The organism is Falsirhodobacter xinxiangensis, assembly GCF_004959935.1.
Lineage (GTDB): Bacteria > Pseudomonadota > Alphaproteobacteria > Rhodobacterales > Rhodobacteraceae > Falsirhodobacter > Falsirhodobacter xinxiangensis.
This window is the reverse complement of sequence record NZ_SMYN01000004.1, coordinates 194,034-207,805: the sequence shown is the minus strand read 5'-3', so window position 1 is coordinate 207,805 and position 13,772 is coordinate 194,034. Positions and strand designations below refer to the sequence as shown.

Annotated in this window: 16 protein-coding genes; 10 read left to right on the top strand and 6 right to left on the bottom strand. The window is 63.8% G+C overall.

The window, feature by feature from the left end; translation table 11 throughout:
- Position 1: 1 nt before the first annotated feature.
- From E2K76_RS06915 to mdh, 4 genes are all read right to left on the bottom strand, one after another.
- Entirely contained in the window at positions 2 to 2,971 is a 2,970-nt protein-coding gene (locus E2K76_RS06915) for a 2-oxoglutarate dehydrogenase E1 component (RefSeq protein WP_169053227.1), read from the bottom strand.
- Between the two features lie 55 nt (positions 2,972 to 3,026).
- Positions 3,027 to 3,914 carry a succinate--CoA ligase subunit alpha gene (gene sucD / locus E2K76_RS06910; protein WP_136683550.1) on the bottom strand — a complete coding sequence of 296 codons (888 nt, stop codon included), beginning with the start codon at positions 3,912 to 3,914 and terminating at the stop codon, positions 3,027 to 3,029.
- A 3-nt stretch (positions 3,915 to 3,917) separates the two neighbouring features.
- Complete coding sequence (gene sucC, locus E2K76_RS06905) at positions 3,918 to 5,111, bottom strand: ADP-forming succinate--CoA ligase subunit beta (protein ID WP_136683549.1); 1,194 nt, start codon at positions 5,109 to 5,111, stop codon at positions 3,918 to 3,920.
- Positions 5,112 to 5,337: 226 nt separating this feature from the next.
- A complete protein-coding gene (gene mdh / locus E2K76_RS06900; protein ID WP_136683548.1) occupies positions 5,338 to 6,300 on the bottom strand; it encodes a malate dehydrogenase in 963 nt (320 codons plus the stop codon).
- A gap of 145 nt (positions 6,301 to 6,445) precedes the next feature.
- On the opposite strand from mdh, the gene E2K76_RS06895 reads away from it, so the two are divergent.
- The 10 genes from E2K76_RS06895 to E2K76_RS06850 all read left to right on the top strand — a co-directional run bounded on the left by E2K76_RS06895 (position 6,446) and on the right by E2K76_RS06850 (position 12,898).
- The gene (locus tag E2K76_RS06895) at positions 6,446 to 7,183 is read left to right on the top strand and encodes a sulfite exporter TauE/SafE family protein (RefSeq protein WP_136683547.1); all 738 of its coding nucleotides are present in this window, start codon (positions 6,446 to 6,448) and stop codon (positions 7,181 to 7,183) included.
- Between the two features lie 9 nt (positions 7,184 to 7,192).
- Positions 7,193 to 7,999, top strand: coding sequence for an HpcH/HpaI aldolase/citrate lyase family protein (locus E2K76_RS06890; RefSeq protein WP_136683546.1), 807 nt, complete (start codon positions 7,193 to 7,195; stop codon positions 7,997 to 7,999).
- Positions 8,000 to 8,017: 18 nt separating this feature from the next.
- Positions 8,018 to 8,563 (top strand): NnrU family protein, encoded by a 546-nt coding sequence (locus E2K76_RS06885; protein WP_136683545.1) that lies wholly within the window; start codon positions 8,018 to 8,020, stop codon positions 8,561 to 8,563.
- Positions 8,560 to 8,763, top strand: a complete 204-nt coding sequence (locus E2K76_RS06880; protein ID WP_136683544.1) for a DUF1737 domain-containing protein — start codon at positions 8,560 to 8,562, stop codon at positions 8,761 to 8,763. The genes E2K76_RS06885 and E2K76_RS06880 overlap by 4 nt, the downstream gene beginning before the upstream one ends.
- Before the next feature lie 179 nt (positions 8,764 to 8,942).
- A complete protein-coding gene (sdhC, locus tag E2K76_RS06875) occupies positions 8,943 to 9,326 on the top strand; it encodes a succinate dehydrogenase, cytochrome b556 subunit (protein ID WP_136683543.1) in 384 nt (127 codons plus the stop codon).
- Positions 9,327 to 9,336: 10 nt separating this feature from the next.
- Entirely contained in the window at positions 9,337 to 9,708 is a 372-nt protein-coding gene (gene sdhD / locus E2K76_RS06870) for a succinate dehydrogenase, hydrophobic membrane anchor protein (RefSeq protein ID WP_136683542.1), read from the top strand.
- 10 nt (positions 9,709 to 9,718) lie between these two features.
- Positions 9,719 to 11,521 carry a succinate dehydrogenase flavoprotein subunit gene (gene sdhA, locus E2K76_RS06865; RefSeq protein ID WP_136683541.1) on the top strand — a complete coding sequence of 601 codons (1,803 nt, stop codon included), beginning with the start codon at positions 9,719 to 9,721 and terminating at the stop codon, positions 11,519 to 11,521.
- Positions 11,521 to 11,832, top strand: a complete 312-nt coding sequence (locus E2K76_RS06860; RefSeq protein WP_136683540.1) for a hypothetical protein — start codon at positions 11,521 to 11,523, stop codon at positions 11,830 to 11,832. The genes sdhA and E2K76_RS06860 overlap by 1 nt, the downstream gene beginning before the upstream one ends.
- On the top strand, positions 11,832 to 12,119 hold the full coding sequence (locus E2K76_RS06855) for a hypothetical protein (protein WP_136683539.1): 288 nt from the start codon (positions 11,832 to 11,834) through the stop codon (positions 12,117 to 12,119). Before E2K76_RS06860 ends, E2K76_RS06855 begins: the two co-directional genes overlap by 1 nt.
- Before the next feature lie 2 nt (positions 12,120 to 12,121).
- Positions 12,122 to 12,898 (top strand): succinate dehydrogenase iron-sulfur subunit, encoded by a 777-nt coding sequence (locus tag E2K76_RS06850; RefSeq protein WP_136683538.1) that lies wholly within the window; start codon positions 12,122 to 12,124, stop codon positions 12,896 to 12,898.
- On the opposite strand, the gene E2K76_RS06845 is transcribed toward E2K76_RS06850, so the two are convergent.
- Both E2K76_RS06845 and E2K76_RS06840 read right to left on the bottom strand, forming a co-directional pair.
- Positions 12,899 to 13,378: a VOC family protein gene (locus E2K76_RS06845; RefSeq protein WP_136683537.1), complete on the bottom strand. Its 480-nt coding sequence runs from the start codon at positions 13,376 to 13,378 to the stop codon at positions 12,899 to 12,901. It abuts the gene before it with no gap.
- Positions 13,378 to 13,731, bottom strand: coding sequence for a hypothetical protein (locus E2K76_RS06840; protein WP_136683536.1), 354 nt, complete (start codon positions 13,729 to 13,731; stop codon positions 13,378 to 13,380). The genes E2K76_RS06845 and E2K76_RS06840 overlap by 1 nt, the downstream gene beginning before the upstream one ends.
- Positions 13,732 to 13,772: the final 41 nt, after the last annotated feature.

The following is a 13,772-nucleotide window of genomic DNA, read 5'->3' as shown; positions in this document are numbered from 1 at the left end:
CTTATCCTCCGATGCTCAAGGCGTCGTTGATCAGCGCTTCCTGTTCGGCCTTGTGGCGCGAGGCCAGACCCGTCGCCGGCGAGGCCGAAGCCGCCCGGCCCGCATAAACCGCGCGCGAATGTTTCGCGCCGATGCGGGTCAGCACCCATTCGATGTTCGGCTCGACGAAGGTCCAGCCGCCCTGGTTCTTCGGCTCTTCCTGGCACCACACGATCTCGGCGTCCTTGAAGCGGCCAAGTTCGCGCACCAGCGTCAGCGCCGGGAAGGGATAGAACTGTTCCAGACGCAGCAGATACACGTCGTCCAGACCGCGCTTGTCACGTTCGGCCAGCAGGTCGTAATAGACCTTGCCCGAACAGATCACGACGCGCTTGATGTCCGCATCGGGGCGCAGCTTCAGATCCGAATGCCCCTTTTCCGCATCGTCCCACAGGACGCGGTGGAAGGTCGAGCCGTCGGTGAAGTCCGCCGTGTCCGAGATACACATCGGATGGCGCAGCAGCGATTTCGGCGTCATCAGCACCAGCGGCTTGCGGAAGGTCCGGTGCATCTGGCGGCGCAGGATGTGGAAGTAGTTCGCCGGGGTCGAGACGTTCGCAACGATCCAGTTGTCGTTCGCCGACATCTGCAGGAAACGTTCCAGACGTGCCGAGGAATGCTCCGGCCCCTGCCCTTCATACCCGTGCGGCAGCAGCATGGTCAGACCCGACATCCGCAGCCATTTGCTTTCGCCCGAGTTGATGAACTGGTCGAACATGATCTGCGCGCCGTTGGCGAAATCGCCGAACTGGGCTTCCCACAGCGTCAGCGCATTCGGCTCGGCCAGAGAATAGCCGTATTCGAAGCCCAGAACCGCATATTCCGACAGCATCGAATCGATCACCTCATACCGCGACTGGCCGTCGCGGATGTGGTTCAGCGGATAGTAGCGTTCCTCGGTGTTCTGATCGACCAGACCCGAATGGCGCTGCGAGAAGGTGCCGCGTGTGCAATCCTGACCCGACAGACGGACCGGATAGCCTTCGGTTGCCAGCGAGCCGAAGGCCAGCGCCTCGGCAGTCGCCCAGTCGAAGCCGGTGCCGGTTTCGAACATCTTCTTCTTGCCGTCCAAAAGACGCGCCACGGTCTTGTGCAGCTCGAACCCTTCGGGCGCACGGGTCAGCGCGGCGCCGACCTCGGCCAGCGTTTCCGCCGAAATCGCCGTCGCGCCTGCCTGATATTCCTCACCCTCGCGGTTGAGGTGCTTCCAACGCCCGTCCAGCCAGTCGGCCTTGTTCGGCTTGAAGTCCTTGCCGGCCTCGAACTCCTCGTTCAGGCGCGACTGGAACGCGGCCTTCATGTCCTCGATCTCGCCCTCGGGGATCAGGCCGTCCTTGACCAGACGTTCCGTGTAAAGCTGAAGCGTGGTCTTCTGCTTGCGGATCTTCTGATACATCGCCGGGTTCGTGAACATGGGCTCGTCGCCCTCGTTGTGACCGAAGCGGCGATAGCAGATGATGTCCAGAACCACGTCCTTGTGGAACTTCTGGCGGTATTCGATCGCGACGCGCGCGGCATGGACCACGGCCTCGGGATCGTCACCGTTGACGTGGAAGATCGGCGCTTCGACCATCAACGCAATGTCGGTGCAATAGGGCGAGGTGCGGCTGAAGGACGGCGCGGTGGTGAACCCGATCTGGTTGTTCACCACGATATGCATCGTCCCGCCGGTGCGGTGGCCGCGGATGCCCGAAAGCTGGAAGCATTCCGCCACGACGCCCTGCCCCGCAAAGGCGGCATCGCCGTGCAGCAGGATCGGCAGAACCGCGCCCCGCGTTTCCTGATCGTGCAGCTGATCCTGCTTCGCGCGGACCTTGCCCAGAACGACCGGATTCACGGCTTCGAGGTGCGAGGGGTTCGCGGTCAGCGACAGGTGGACGGTGTTGCCGTCGAACGAGCGGTCCGAGGACGCGCCGAGGTGATACTTCACATCGCCCGAACCATCGACGTCATCGGGTTTGAAGCTGCCGCCCTGAAACTCGTTGAAGATCGCGCGATACGGCTTCTGCATCACGTTGGCCAGCACCGACAGACGGCCGCGGTGCGGCATGCCGATGACGATGTCCTGCACGCCCAGCTGACCGCCGCGCTTGATGATCTGCTCCATCGCCGGGATGAGGCTCTCGCCCCCGTCCAGACCGAAGCGTTTGGTCCCCATGTATTTCACATGCAGGAACTTCTCGAAGCCCTCGGCCTCGACCAGCTTGTTCAGGATGGCGCGGCGACCTTCGCGGGTAAAGGCGATCTCCTTGCCATATCCCTCGATCCGCTCCTTCAGCCATGCCGACTGTTCGGGGTCCGAGATGTGCATGTATTGCAGCGCGAAAGTGCCGCAATAGGTGCGCTTGACCAGATCGAGGATCTGGCGGATCGACGCGACCTGCAGGCCCAGCACGTTGTCGATGAAGATCGGACGGTCGTAATCGGCCTCGGTGAAGCCATAGGATTTCGGGTCCAGCTCAGGGTGGTTCGAGATGTCGCGCATCCCGAGCGGGTCAAGATCGGCGGCCAGATGGCCACGGATGCGGTAGGCGCGGATCAGCATGATCGCGCGGATCGAATCCAGCACCGCGCGCTGCACCTGCGCGTCAGAGATGGAGATCCCGGCCTCGGAGGCCTTTGCTGCGATCTTGTTGCCAGCGGCCTTGGCGTCCTTGGCAGGCGCGGCAACCGGCCATTCGCCGGTCAGCGCGGCCGTCAGGTCATCGACCGGCATCGGCGGCCAGTCGGTCCGGGCCCAGCTGGGGCCTTCGGCGGCGCGCTTTGCATCCTGGTCGGATTCGCCAAGTGCGGCGAAGAACTCGGCCCATTGGGCATCGACGCTGCTGGGATCGGCTGCGTGTCGCGCCTGAAGCTGGTCGATGTAATCGGCGTTGGCCCCATCCATGAAGGAGGAGGCTTGAAATTGCTTGTTGGGGCTTTGTTCCGTCATGGCTGCACCTGACATGTGGATGCGCCGCCCCGGAAACAGGGCGGCGCGATTGGGTTTATGCGCGACCGAGGGCTTTCATCACCGCCTCGCCCAGATGGGCCGGGCTGTCGGCGACGATAATGCCGGCCTCTTTCATCGCGTTGATTTTGGATTCCGCATCGCCCTTGCCGCCGGCGACGATCGCGCCTGCGTGGCCCATGCGGCGGCCCGGAGGAGCCGTGCGTCCGGCGATGAAGCCTGCCGTCGGTTTCCAGCGGCCCTTCTGGCGCTGGTCTGCCAGGAACTGCGCGGCTTCCTCTTCGGCGGAACCACCGATTTCGCCGATCATGATCATGGCTTCGGTTTCCGGATCCGACAGGAACATGTCGAGCACTTCGAGGTGCTCGGTCCCCTTGATCGGGTCGCCGCCGATACCAACCGCCGAGGATTGGCCGAGGCCGAGGTCGGACGTCTGTTTCACGGCCTCATAGGTAAGCGTGCCGGACCGCGAGACAACACCGATGGAGCCACGTTTGTGGATGTGGCCCGGCATGATGCCGATCTTGCACGCGCCGGGCGTGATGACGCCCGGGCAGTTCGGCCCGATCAGGCGCGAGTTCGAGTTCAGCAGCGCGCGCTTCACCTTCATCATGTCCAGCACCGGAATGCCTTCGGTGATGCAGATGATCAGCTCGATATCCGCGTCGATCGCTTCAAGGATCGAATCCGCAGCGAAGGGCGGCGGAACATAGATGACCGAAGCATTCGCGCCGGTTTTCGCGACGGCGTCATGCACGCTGTCGAAGACCGGCAGGCCCAGATGCTCCTGCCCGCCTTTGCCCGGAGTCACGCCGCCGACCATCTGCGTGCCATAGGCGATGGCCTGTTCGGTGTGGAACGTCCCCTGCGAGCCGGTGATGCCCTGGCAGATGACCTTGGTGTTTTCGTTGACGAGGACGGCCATGGATTATCCCTTCACCGCTTTGACAATTTTCTGGGCGCCGTCTTTCAGGTCGTCCGCAGCGATGACGTCGAGGCCCGAGTTCCGGATGATCTCTTTGCCCAGTTCGACGTTCGTGCCTTCAAGACGGACGACCAGCGGAACCTTCAGGCCCACTTCACGCACCGCGGCCAGAACGCCCTCGGCGATCACGTCGCAGCGCATGATGCCGCCGAAGATGTTCACGAGGATGCCTTTGACGTTCGGGTCGGACGTGATGATCTTGAACGCCTCGGTCACCTTCTCTTTCGTGGCGCCACCGCCGACGTCGAGGAAGTTCGCGGGTTCGGCACCATACAGCTTGATGATGTCCATGGTGGCCATCGCGAGACCCGCGCCGTTGACCATGCAGCCGATCTCGCCGTCCAGCGCGATGTAGTTCAGGTCGAACTTCGACGCGGCCAGTTCCTTCGGGTCTTCCTCGGTCTCGTCGCGCAGGGCGGCGACGTCGGGATGACGATAGATGGCGTTGCCGTCGAAGGACACTTTCGCGTCCAGAACCTTGATCTGGCCTTCCGGCGTCACGATCAGCGGGTTGATCTCCAGCATCTCCATATCCTTCTCGATGAAGGCTTTATAGAGCAGCTTGACCAGCGCCACGCATTGCTTCTGCTGTGCACCTTTCAGGCCCAGCGCGAAGGCGACCTTGCGGCCGTGGAAGTCCGACAGTCCCGAAGCCGGATCGACCGAGAAGCTGACGATCTTCTCGGGGGTGTGGGCCGCGACTTCCTCGATGTCCATGCCGCCTTCGGTCGAGGCGACGAACGACACGCGGGACGTCTGACGATCGACCAGCAGCGCCAGATACAGCTCGCGCTCGATATCCGAACCCGCTTCGATATAGATGCGGTTCACCTGTTTGCCGGCGGGGCCGGTCTGGTGCGTGACCAGCGTGCGGCCCAGCATCTGCTTGGCCAGCGTCTCGGCCTCTTCGACCGACTTGGCAAGGCGGACACCGCCCTTTTCGCCAGCTTCGGCTTCCTTGAACTTGCCCTTGCCGCGGCCACCTGCGTGGATCTGCGACTTCACGACCCAAAGCGGGCCGTCCAGTTCGCCGGCAGCGGTCTTGGCCTCATCGGCCTTCAGCACGACCCGGCCGTCCGAAACCGGCGCGCCATAGCTGCGCAGAAGCGCCTTGGCCTGATATTCGTGGATGTTCATGGCAATGTCCCATGCTGGTGATTTGGGCTGTGGATGACACGGAACATAGGCACGGTGAAACGAAATCTGAGTGAAATGCGCGGCATTCCGCAGAAAACCGACTTTTGTGATCACACCTTGAAAAGCCGTGATCACAACCCTTTGCGCTGCGGCATCGAATGCTGCATCTGCAAACAAAACGGGCGCGACTCGCGCCGCGCCCGTTCCGAATCCTATGGCCGTGAAATCAGGCCAGCGTGGGGTCGATGCCCTTGCAGGCCGCGACCAGACCCTTCACCGCATCGACCGACTTGTCGAACATGGTCTGCTCGTCCGCGTTCAGCTTGATGTCGACGATCCGCTCGATCCCGTCCTTGCCGATGATGGTCGGCACGCCGACATACATCCCGTTCAGACCCAGCTTGCCATCGACATAGGCGGCGCAGGGCAGCAGACGCTTCTGGTCTTTCAGGTAGGCTTCCGCCATCTCGATCGCCGAGGTCGCGGGCGCATAGAAGGCCGAGCCGGTCTTCAGCAGGCCGACGATCTCCGCGCCGCCGTCACGGGTGCGCTGAACGATGGCATCCAGTTTCTCTTGGGTGGTCCAGCCCATGCTCACCAGATCCGGCAGCGGGATGCCACCGACGGTCGAATAACGGGTCAGCGGGACCATCGTGTCGCCGTGGCCGCCCAGAACGAAGGCCGTCACGTCGCGCATCGACACGTTGAATTCCAGCGACAGGAAGTGACGGAAGCGCGCCGAATCCAGCACGCCGGCCATGCCGACGACCTTGTTGTGCGGCAGGCCCGAAAACTCGCGCAGCGCCCAGACCATCGCGTCCAGCGGGTTGGTGATGCAGATGACGAAAGCGTTCGGCGCGTGCGCCTTGATGCCCTCGCCCACCGATTTCATGACCTTGAGGTTGATGCCCAGCAGGTCGTCGCGCGACATGCCCGGCTTGCGCGGAACGCCGGCGGTCACGATGCAGACATCTGCGCCCGCGACGTCCTCATAGCTGTTGGCGCCCTTCATCACGGCGTCGAAGCCTTCGGACGGGCCGGACTGGGCGATATCCAGCGCCTTGCCCTGCGGGGTGCCTTCGGCGATGTCGAACAGGATCACGTCGCCGAGTTCCTTGATCGCGGCAAGATGGGCGAGCGTGCCGCCGATCTGGCCGGCGCCGATCAGTGCAATCTTGGGTCTGGCCATGGAGTATCTCCCAAATCCGTTTGGCAATTGACGCAGGTAGGGCTAGCCCCTTGATCCGGAGGGCGCAAGCGTCAAGCTGCGATGTTCGCGCTCACATCGGCGCGCGGTTGTATCCCGACGGCGCACCGCACATAACGAGGGCATGATGGACGGCATGACATTCTGGATTCTGGCGGTGACCGCATCGCTTTGCGTCGGACTGTCGAAGGGCGGCCTGCCGGCGTTGGGTGTGCTGGGCGTGCCGATACTGTCCCTGGCGATTTCCCCGGTGACGGCGGCGGGGCTGCTTTTGCCGATCTTCTGCGTGTCGGACATGTTCGGCCTCTATGCCTATCGCAAGAATTACGACCGCCGCGTGATCCTGCTGATCTGCATCGGGGCGACTGCGGGCGTGGCCTTCGGCGGTCTGACGGCGCATCTGGTTCCGGAGTGGCTGGTGACGCTGCTGATCGGCCTGATCGGCGCGATCTTCGCACTGAACCGCCTGCTGCGCCCGGCCTTGGGCGAGGCGCGGCACGCCCGGACCGCCCCCGGCCTGTTCTGGGGCGCGCTGACCGGGTTCACCAGCTTCATCAGCCATGCGGGCGCCCCGCCCTATCAGGTCTATGCCATGCCGCTGCGAATGCCCAAGGCAGTGTTCGCGGGAACCTCGACGATCATCTTCGCCTATGTGAACGGGATCAAACTGATTCCCTACTGGTTCCTTGGCCAGCTCTCGGCGGAAAACCTTGCCGTCAGCGCGTGGCTGGCGCTTCCTGCGGTTGCGGCGGTCTTCCTCGGCGTCTGGCTGGTCAAGATCATCCCCGAACGGCTGTTCTTCCTCTTGGTGACATGGGGGCTGCTGCTGATTTCGCTCCGCCTGATCTGGCAGGCACTGGCATAGGAGAAGACGATGGAACGACCCCTGCGCTCGGTTCTTTACATCCCCGCCTCGAACGAACGGGCGCTGGAAAAGGCGGCCACCCTGCCCTGCGATGCGATCATCTTCGATCTGGAGGATGCCGTTGCCCCGGACCGCAAGGCCGAGGCGCGCGAGATGCTGCTGCAGGCGCTGAAGGGCGATCACGGCCACCGCGCAAGGATCGTCCGCATCTCCGCCCCCGAGGATGCGCCGCATTTCGACGCGGTGGATGTGGATGCGATTCTGGTGCCGAAGGTGGATGCGCCGCTGCATCTGGACGTGCAGACGCGCCATCCCGTCTGGGCGATGATGGAGACGGCGCGGGGCGTGCTGAACGCCGCCGCGATCGCGGCGCATCCGCGCCTGACCGGGATGGTGATCGGGTCGAACGATCTGATGCGCGAGCTTCATGCCCGCGACGTGCCGGGGCGCGGGCCGCTTCTGACCAGCCTTGGCCTGTGCGTTCTGGCGGCGCGGGCGAATGGTCTGGCGATCATCGACGGCGTCCACATCACCTTCCGCGATCTGGATGCGCTGAAGGCCGAATGCCTTCAGGGCCGCGACATGGGCTTTGACGGCAAAAGCCTGATCCACCCCGTCCAGATCGACACCGCGAACGAGGTCTTCGCCCCCCGCCCCGAGGATGTGGACCTTGCCCGCCGCCAGATCGACGCGCACGAGGCAGCCTTGCGTCTTGGGCAGGCGGTTGCGGTTGTGGATGGTCGGATCGTCGAAAACCTGCATATCATCACCGCAAGGCGCACCCTTGCCTTGGCAGAGGCGATCGCCGCGATCTAGCAAGCTGAAAGGCAAGCCATGTTCCTTCTCATCCTCGGCGTCGTTCTGTGGTGGGGCGCGCATCTGCTGAAACGGCTGGCACCGGGGGTCAGGGCACGCCTGTCGCGCGGGGCGGTCGCGGGGATTCTGGCGCTGTCGGTGCTGCTTATGGTGCTCGGCTATCGCGGGGCGGATTTCGTTCCGGTCTGGTCGCCACTGCCGGGAATCGGGCATCTGAACAACCTGTTGATGCTGGTGTCGGTGTTCCTGTTCGGCGTCGGCGGCACCAAGGGCACGCTCTATACCCGGATGCGGCACCCGATGCTGTGGGGGACCGTGATCTGGTCCGTCGCGCATCTGCTGGTGAACGGCGATCTCGCCTCGCTGGTGCTGTTCGGCGGCATCGGGTTCTGGGCTCTCGTGGAAATGGCGATCATCAACCGCACCCCGTGGAACCGGCCCGCCGCCGGTCGGGGCGCGAAGGGCGATGCGATGAACCTTGTCGGAACGCTGGCCCTTTACGCCGTCATCGCGGGGGTCCACATCTTGCTGGGCCACAATCCATTTCTGGGAACCTACGGATGAAACTCTACCGACTGCTGACCGAGGACGACACCGCCGCCTTCTGCCACAAGGTCACCGCCGCGCTGAACAAGGGCTGGGAACTCTATGGCAGCCCGACCTATTCCTTCGATGCGGCCAAGGGCGTGACGCGCTGCGGACAGGCCGTGACCAAGGAGGTCCCCGGCATCTACACCCCCGAGACGAAGCTGGGCGAACACTGACGGATTTCGTGATCACACGCCTGAAAAATGTGATCACGAATGCCATTTTTCATGCATATGACGCTGAAATGACGTGCAGCGACGCGTGACTCCGCCGCAGGATCGTCTATGACAGGGGCAGCAAAACCGGCCAGCCCGCCACCCCATGCGGGTGCGCAAGCGAGATGAAGGACAAGATCATGGCTGAAGTGAAACGGGTTCAACGGCCCCTTTCCCCCCATTTGCAGATCTATCGCCCGCAGCTGACCTCGCTCACCTCGATCCTGACGCGGATCACGGGGAACGCGATGTTCGTGGCCGTGATTCTGATCGTGTGGTGGCTGATCGCGGCAGCGACGGGCGAAGATGCGTTCGAAACCGCGGATGCCTTCGTGACGTCGTGGTTCGGCGATCTGGTTCTGGCGCTGTCGGTGCTGGGCATGTGGTATCACCTGCTGGCGGGCCTGCGGCACCTGTATTTCGACTCGGGCCGCGGGCTGGAAGTGCCGGTGGCCGAAAAGCTGGGCCTTGCCTGCCTGATCGGGTCTGTCGTCCTGACCCTCATCACCCTGATCCTGGTTTAAGGAGGCTGCGATGCGTTACCTGACCGATTACAAACGCGCGACCGGCCTCGGCTCTGCCCATAGCGGGGCCCATCACCACTGGCAGATGCAGGTCTCCTCGGCGGTTCTGGTCTTTCTGATCCCGGCATTCATGTTCACCTTCGGCTCGATCCTCGGATCGGATTACGAGGATGTGCTGGACTATTATTCGCGCCCCTTCCCGGCCATCGTGGCGGCGCTGACGCTGATCGTGGGCCTCGTCCACTTCAAGAACGGCGCGCAGATCATGATCGAGGATTACGCCAAGGGTTACACCCGCAAGGCGGCGATCGTGGCCGTGACGGCCTTCAGCTACACCTGCATCGCGGTCGGCCTGTTCGCGCTGGTCAAGCTCGCGCTCTAAGGAAAGTCAAATGGCAGCTTACGATTACGAGACGCATGACTATGACGTCGTGGTGGTTGGGGCCGGCGGCGCCGGGCTTCGCGCGACGCTGGGCATGGCGGAACAGGGCCTGCGCACGGCCTGCGTGACCAAGGTCTTCCCGACCCGCAGCCACACCGTCGCGGCACAGGGCGGCATCGCGGCCTCGCTGTCCAACATGGGCCCCGACAACTGGCAGTGGCACATGTATGACACCGTCAAGGGGTCGGACTGGCTGGGCGACACCGACGCGATGGAATACCTGGCGCGCGAGGCCCCCAAGGCGGTTTACGAGCTGGAACATTACGGCGTTCCGTTCAGCCGGACCGAAGAAGGCAAGATCTACCAGCGTCCCTTCGGCGGCCACACCACCGAATTCGGCGAAGGCCCCCCGGTGCAGCGCACCTGCGCCGCCGCCGACCGGACCGGCCACGCGATCCTGCACACGCTGTATGGCCAGTCGCTGAAGAACAAGGCCGAGTTCTACATCGAATACTTCGCGCTGGACCTGATCATCACCGACGGTCGCTGCACCGGCGTGGTGGCGTGGAAGCTCGACGATGGCACGATGCACGTCTTCAACGCCAAGATGGTGGTGCTGGCGACGGGCGGCTATGGCCGCGCCTATTTCAGCGCGACCTCGGCCCATACCTGCACCGGCGACGGCGGCGGGATGGTCGCACGCGCGGGCCTGCCGCTTCAGGACATGGAGTTCGTGCAATTCCACCCGACCGGCATCTATGGCTCGGGCTGCCTGATCACCGAGGGCGCACGCGGCGAAGGCGGCTACCTGACCAACTCCGAAGGCGAGCGGTTCATGGAACGCTACGCCCCGACCTATAAGGATCTGGCGTCGCGCGACGTGGTTTCGCGCTGCATGACGATGGAGATCCGCGAAGGCCGCGGCGTGGGCGAGCACAAGGATCACATCCACCTGCACCTGAACCACCTGCCGCCGGAAACGCTGCATGAACGTCTGCCGGGGATTTCCGAATCGGCCCGCATCTTCGCTGGTGTCGATCTGACCAAGGAGCCGATTCCGGTGCTGCCGACCGTCCATTACAACATGGGCGGCATCCCCACGAACTACTGGGGCGAGGTTCTGAACCCCACGCCCGGCAACCCCGACGCGATCTTCCCCGGCCTGATGGCCGTGGGCGAGGCTGGCTGTGCCTCCGTGCATGGCGCGAACCGTCTGGGTTCGAACTCGCTGATCGACCTCGTGGTGTTCGGACGCGCGGCGGCAATCAAGGCGGCGGAAGTCGTCGATCCCAAGCTGCGCAACGATCCGGTCAACAAACCCGCCGTCGATGCGATCTTCGCGCGGTTCGATGCCGTCCGCTATGCCGATGGCCGCATCCCGACCGCCGAACTGCGGCTGGAGATGCAGCGCACCATGCAGGCCGACGCCGCCGTGTTCCGCACCGACAAGACGCTGGCCGAAGGCGTCGAGAAGATGAAGGTCATCGCGGGCAAGATGGGCGATCTGAAGGTTTCCGACCGCAGCCTGACCTGGAACTCGGACCTGATGGAAACGCTGGAACTCGGGAACCTGATGCCCAACGCGCTGGCCACCGTGGTCGCCGCCGAAGCGCGTAAGGAATCCCGCGGCGCCCACGCGCACGAGGATTACCCGAACCGCGATGACGAGAACTGGCGCGTCCACAGCCTTGCGCTGGTGGATGGGGCCGATGTCACGCTGACCACCCGTCCGGTGCATCTGGACCCGCTGACCAAATACGAAGACGGCGGGATCGATCTGAAGAAGATCGCGCCGAAAGCGCGGGTCTACTGATGCGGTGGGTGCTGCCCCTCCTGCTGCTGGCCGGTTGCGCCCAGGTCGCCGACAATGTCGCGCGGCGCTCGGCGCGGTCGGTCGTGCTGCCGGTGGTGTCGCAATACATGCCCTCGGGTCCGGCGCAGCTGGCCACCGACTGTGTGCTGAACAACGCCAGCGCCGGGGAAATCTCGACGCTGGCGCGCGACATCGGCACGCGGGCGGGCACCACCACCGTTCAGACCGTGGCGAACATCGCCCTGCGCCCCGGCACGATGCAGTGCCTGTCCTCGCAGGGGCTGCCGATGCTTGGCGGGGTCACCTACTGATGCGCTGGCTCGCTCCCCTTCTGCTGCTGGCGGCCTGCGGGCCGATCCCGCTGGAGGATGCGGAGCGCGCCTGCCTGCGCCGGGCCGAGCTTGCCGAACGCCCGCGTGGGCATATCGCCATCGGCACCGGCACCCTCGGCACCTATACCGATCTCGAGGTTTCGGCCTCGTCCGACTACTTCATGGGACGCGACCCGGCGGCTGTCTACAACGCCTGCGTCTACCAGAAATCCGGCGGCGAGATGCCTTCCCGCCCGCTTTACGACCGCCCTGACTGGAGGGGATGATCATGGTTCAGCTTACCTTGCCAAAGAACTCGAAGATCCGCACCGGGAAAACCTGGCCGAAGCCGGAGGGCAAGAACATCCGCAAGTTCCAGATCTATCGCTGGAGCCCGGATGACGGCCAGAACCCGCGTGTGGACACCTATTTCCTTGATATGGACAAATGCGGTCCGATGGTTCTGGACGCGCTGATCAAGATCAAGAACGAGGTCGATCCGACCCTGACCTTCCGCCGCTCCTGCCGCGAAGGCATCTGTGGCTCCTGTGCGATGAACATCGACGGGATCAACACGCTGGCCTGCATCTATGGTCTGGACGAGATCAAGGGCGACGTGAAGATCTATCCGCTGCCCCACATGGAAGTCATCAAGGACCTGATCCCGGACCTGACCCATTTCTATGCCCAGCACGCATCCATCATGCCCTGGCTGGAAACCAAAACGAACCGTCCCGCCAAGGAATGGCGTCAGTCCATCGACGACCGCAAAAAGCTGGACGGTCTGTATGAATGCGTGATGTGCGCGTCATGCTCCACCTCCTGCCCCAGCTATTGGTGGAACTCGGACCGTTATCTGGGACCGGCGGCATTGCTGCACGCCTATCGCTGGATCATCGATTCGCGCGACGAGGCGACGGGCGAGCGTCTGGACGAGCTTGAGGACCCCTTCAAGCTGTATCGCTGCCATACGATCATGAACTGCGCCAAGACCTGCCCCAAGGGCCTGAACCCGGCGAAGGCCATCGCCGAGATCAAGAAGATGATGGTCGAACGCGTCGTCTGATCACCCTCGGCGGGCGGCGTCGATCGCCGCCACGTCGATCTTCTTCATGGTCATCATGGCCGCAAAGGCGCGGCGGGCCTCGTCCCCGCCGGCCAGCATCGCCTCGGTCAAGGTGCGCGGCGTGATCTGCCACGAGATGCCCCAGCGATCCTTGCACCAACCGCATTCGCTTTCCCGCCCGCCATTTCCGACGATGGCGTTCCACAGGCGGTCGGTCTCCTCCTGATCCTCGGTTGCGATCTGGAACGAGAACGACTCGTCGGCCTTGAACACCGGCCCGCCATTCAACCCCATGCAGGGGATGCCCGCGACGGTGAAGAACACCGTCAGCACATCCCCTTTCTTGCCCGACGGGTAATCGGCGGGCGCATGGGTCAGCGCGTCCATCCGGCTGTCCGGGAAAACCGAGACGTAGAAGTTCGCGGCCTCCTCGGCATCGTTGTCGAACCATAGGCAGACGATGTTCTTGGGGACCTTCATCACTGCACCGTGATCGCGATCGTGTCGGAATAGGTGTGAACCTCGGTCCCTGCCGCCACGCCGGTCGCGTTGACCGCGCGCGTCGCCACGTTCCGCCCGCAGCTGCGGCTGTCGCGGCTGCTTTCCCCACCATCGGAATAGCTGACGATGGACGATGCCGGCAGCCGCGCCTGCACGCTGGCCCAGCTTGGTGCCGCCCCACCGCAATCATCGGCGCGGTAAGCGTCAAGATGTTTCGTCTCGCCCACTGCAAGCGTCAACCGCTCGGCCGAGGCCGGAATCGCGGTGGTCGCAGCGGGAGTATCCATACAGCCCTGAAGCAGCAGGGCGGCAGCAGCAAAGGCAAGGCGCATTTCAAACCCCTCGTATGACTGTGGACCTCCAGCCTATCACG

What these genes read in the sequence shown, in the direction of transcription:
- E2K76_RS06915 (WP_169053227.1), bottom strand. Translation starts at nt 2,971, where the DNA reads ATGACGGAACAAAGCCCCAACAAGCAATTTCAAGCCTCCTCCTTCATG.
- sucD (WP_136683550.1), bottom strand. Translation starts at nt 3,914, where the DNA reads ATGGCCGTCCTCGTCAACGAAAACACCAAGGTCATCTGCCAGGGCATC.
- sucC (WP_136683549.1), bottom strand. Translation starts at nt 5,111, where the DNA reads ATGAACATCCACGAATATCAGGCCAAGGCGCTTCTGCGCAGCTATGGC.
- mdh (WP_136683548.1), bottom strand. Translation starts at nt 6,300, where the DNA reads ATGGCCAGACCCAAGATTGCACTGATCGGCGCCGGCCAGATCGGCGGC.
- E2K76_RS06895 (WP_136683547.1), top strand. Translation starts at nt 6,446, where the DNA reads ATGGACGGCATGACATTCTGGATTCTGGCGGTGACCGCATCGCTTTGC.
- E2K76_RS06890 (WP_136683546.1), top strand. Translation starts at nt 7,193, where the DNA reads ATGGAACGACCCCTGCGCTCGGTTCTTTACATCCCCGCCTCGAACGAA.
- E2K76_RS06885 (WP_136683545.1), top strand. Translation starts at nt 8,018, where the DNA reads ATGTTCCTTCTCATCCTCGGCGTCGTTCTGTGGTGGGGCGCGCATCTG.
- E2K76_RS06880 (WP_136683544.1), top strand. Translation starts at nt 8,560, where the DNA reads ATGAAACTCTACCGACTGCTGACCGAGGACGACACCGCCGCCTTCTGC.
- sdhC (WP_136683543.1), top strand. Translation starts at nt 8,943, where the DNA reads ATGGCTGAAGTGAAACGGGTTCAACGGCCCCTTTCCCCCCATTTGCAG.
- sdhD (WP_136683542.1), top strand. Translation starts at nt 9,337, where the DNA reads ATGCGTTACCTGACCGATTACAAACGCGCGACCGGCCTCGGCTCTGCC.
- sdhA (WP_136683541.1), top strand. Translation starts at nt 9,719, where the DNA reads ATGGCAGCTTACGATTACGAGACGCATGACTATGACGTCGTGGTGGTT.
- E2K76_RS06860 (WP_136683540.1), top strand. Translation starts at nt 11,521, where the DNA reads ATGCGGTGGGTGCTGCCCCTCCTGCTGCTGGCCGGTTGCGCCCAGGTC.
- E2K76_RS06855 (WP_136683539.1), top strand. Translation starts at nt 11,832, where the DNA reads ATGCGCTGGCTCGCTCCCCTTCTGCTGCTGGCGGCCTGCGGGCCGATC.
- E2K76_RS06850 (WP_136683538.1), top strand. Translation starts at nt 12,122, where the DNA reads ATGGTTCAGCTTACCTTGCCAAAGAACTCGAAGATCCGCACCGGGAAA.
- E2K76_RS06845 (WP_136683537.1), bottom strand. Translation starts at nt 13,378, where the DNA reads ATGAAGGTCCCCAAGAACATCGTCTGCCTATGGTTCGACAACGATGCC.
- E2K76_RS06840 (WP_136683536.1), bottom strand. Translation starts at nt 13,731, where the DNA reads ATGCGCCTTGCCTTTGCTGCTGCCGCCCTGCTGCTTCAGGGCTGTATG.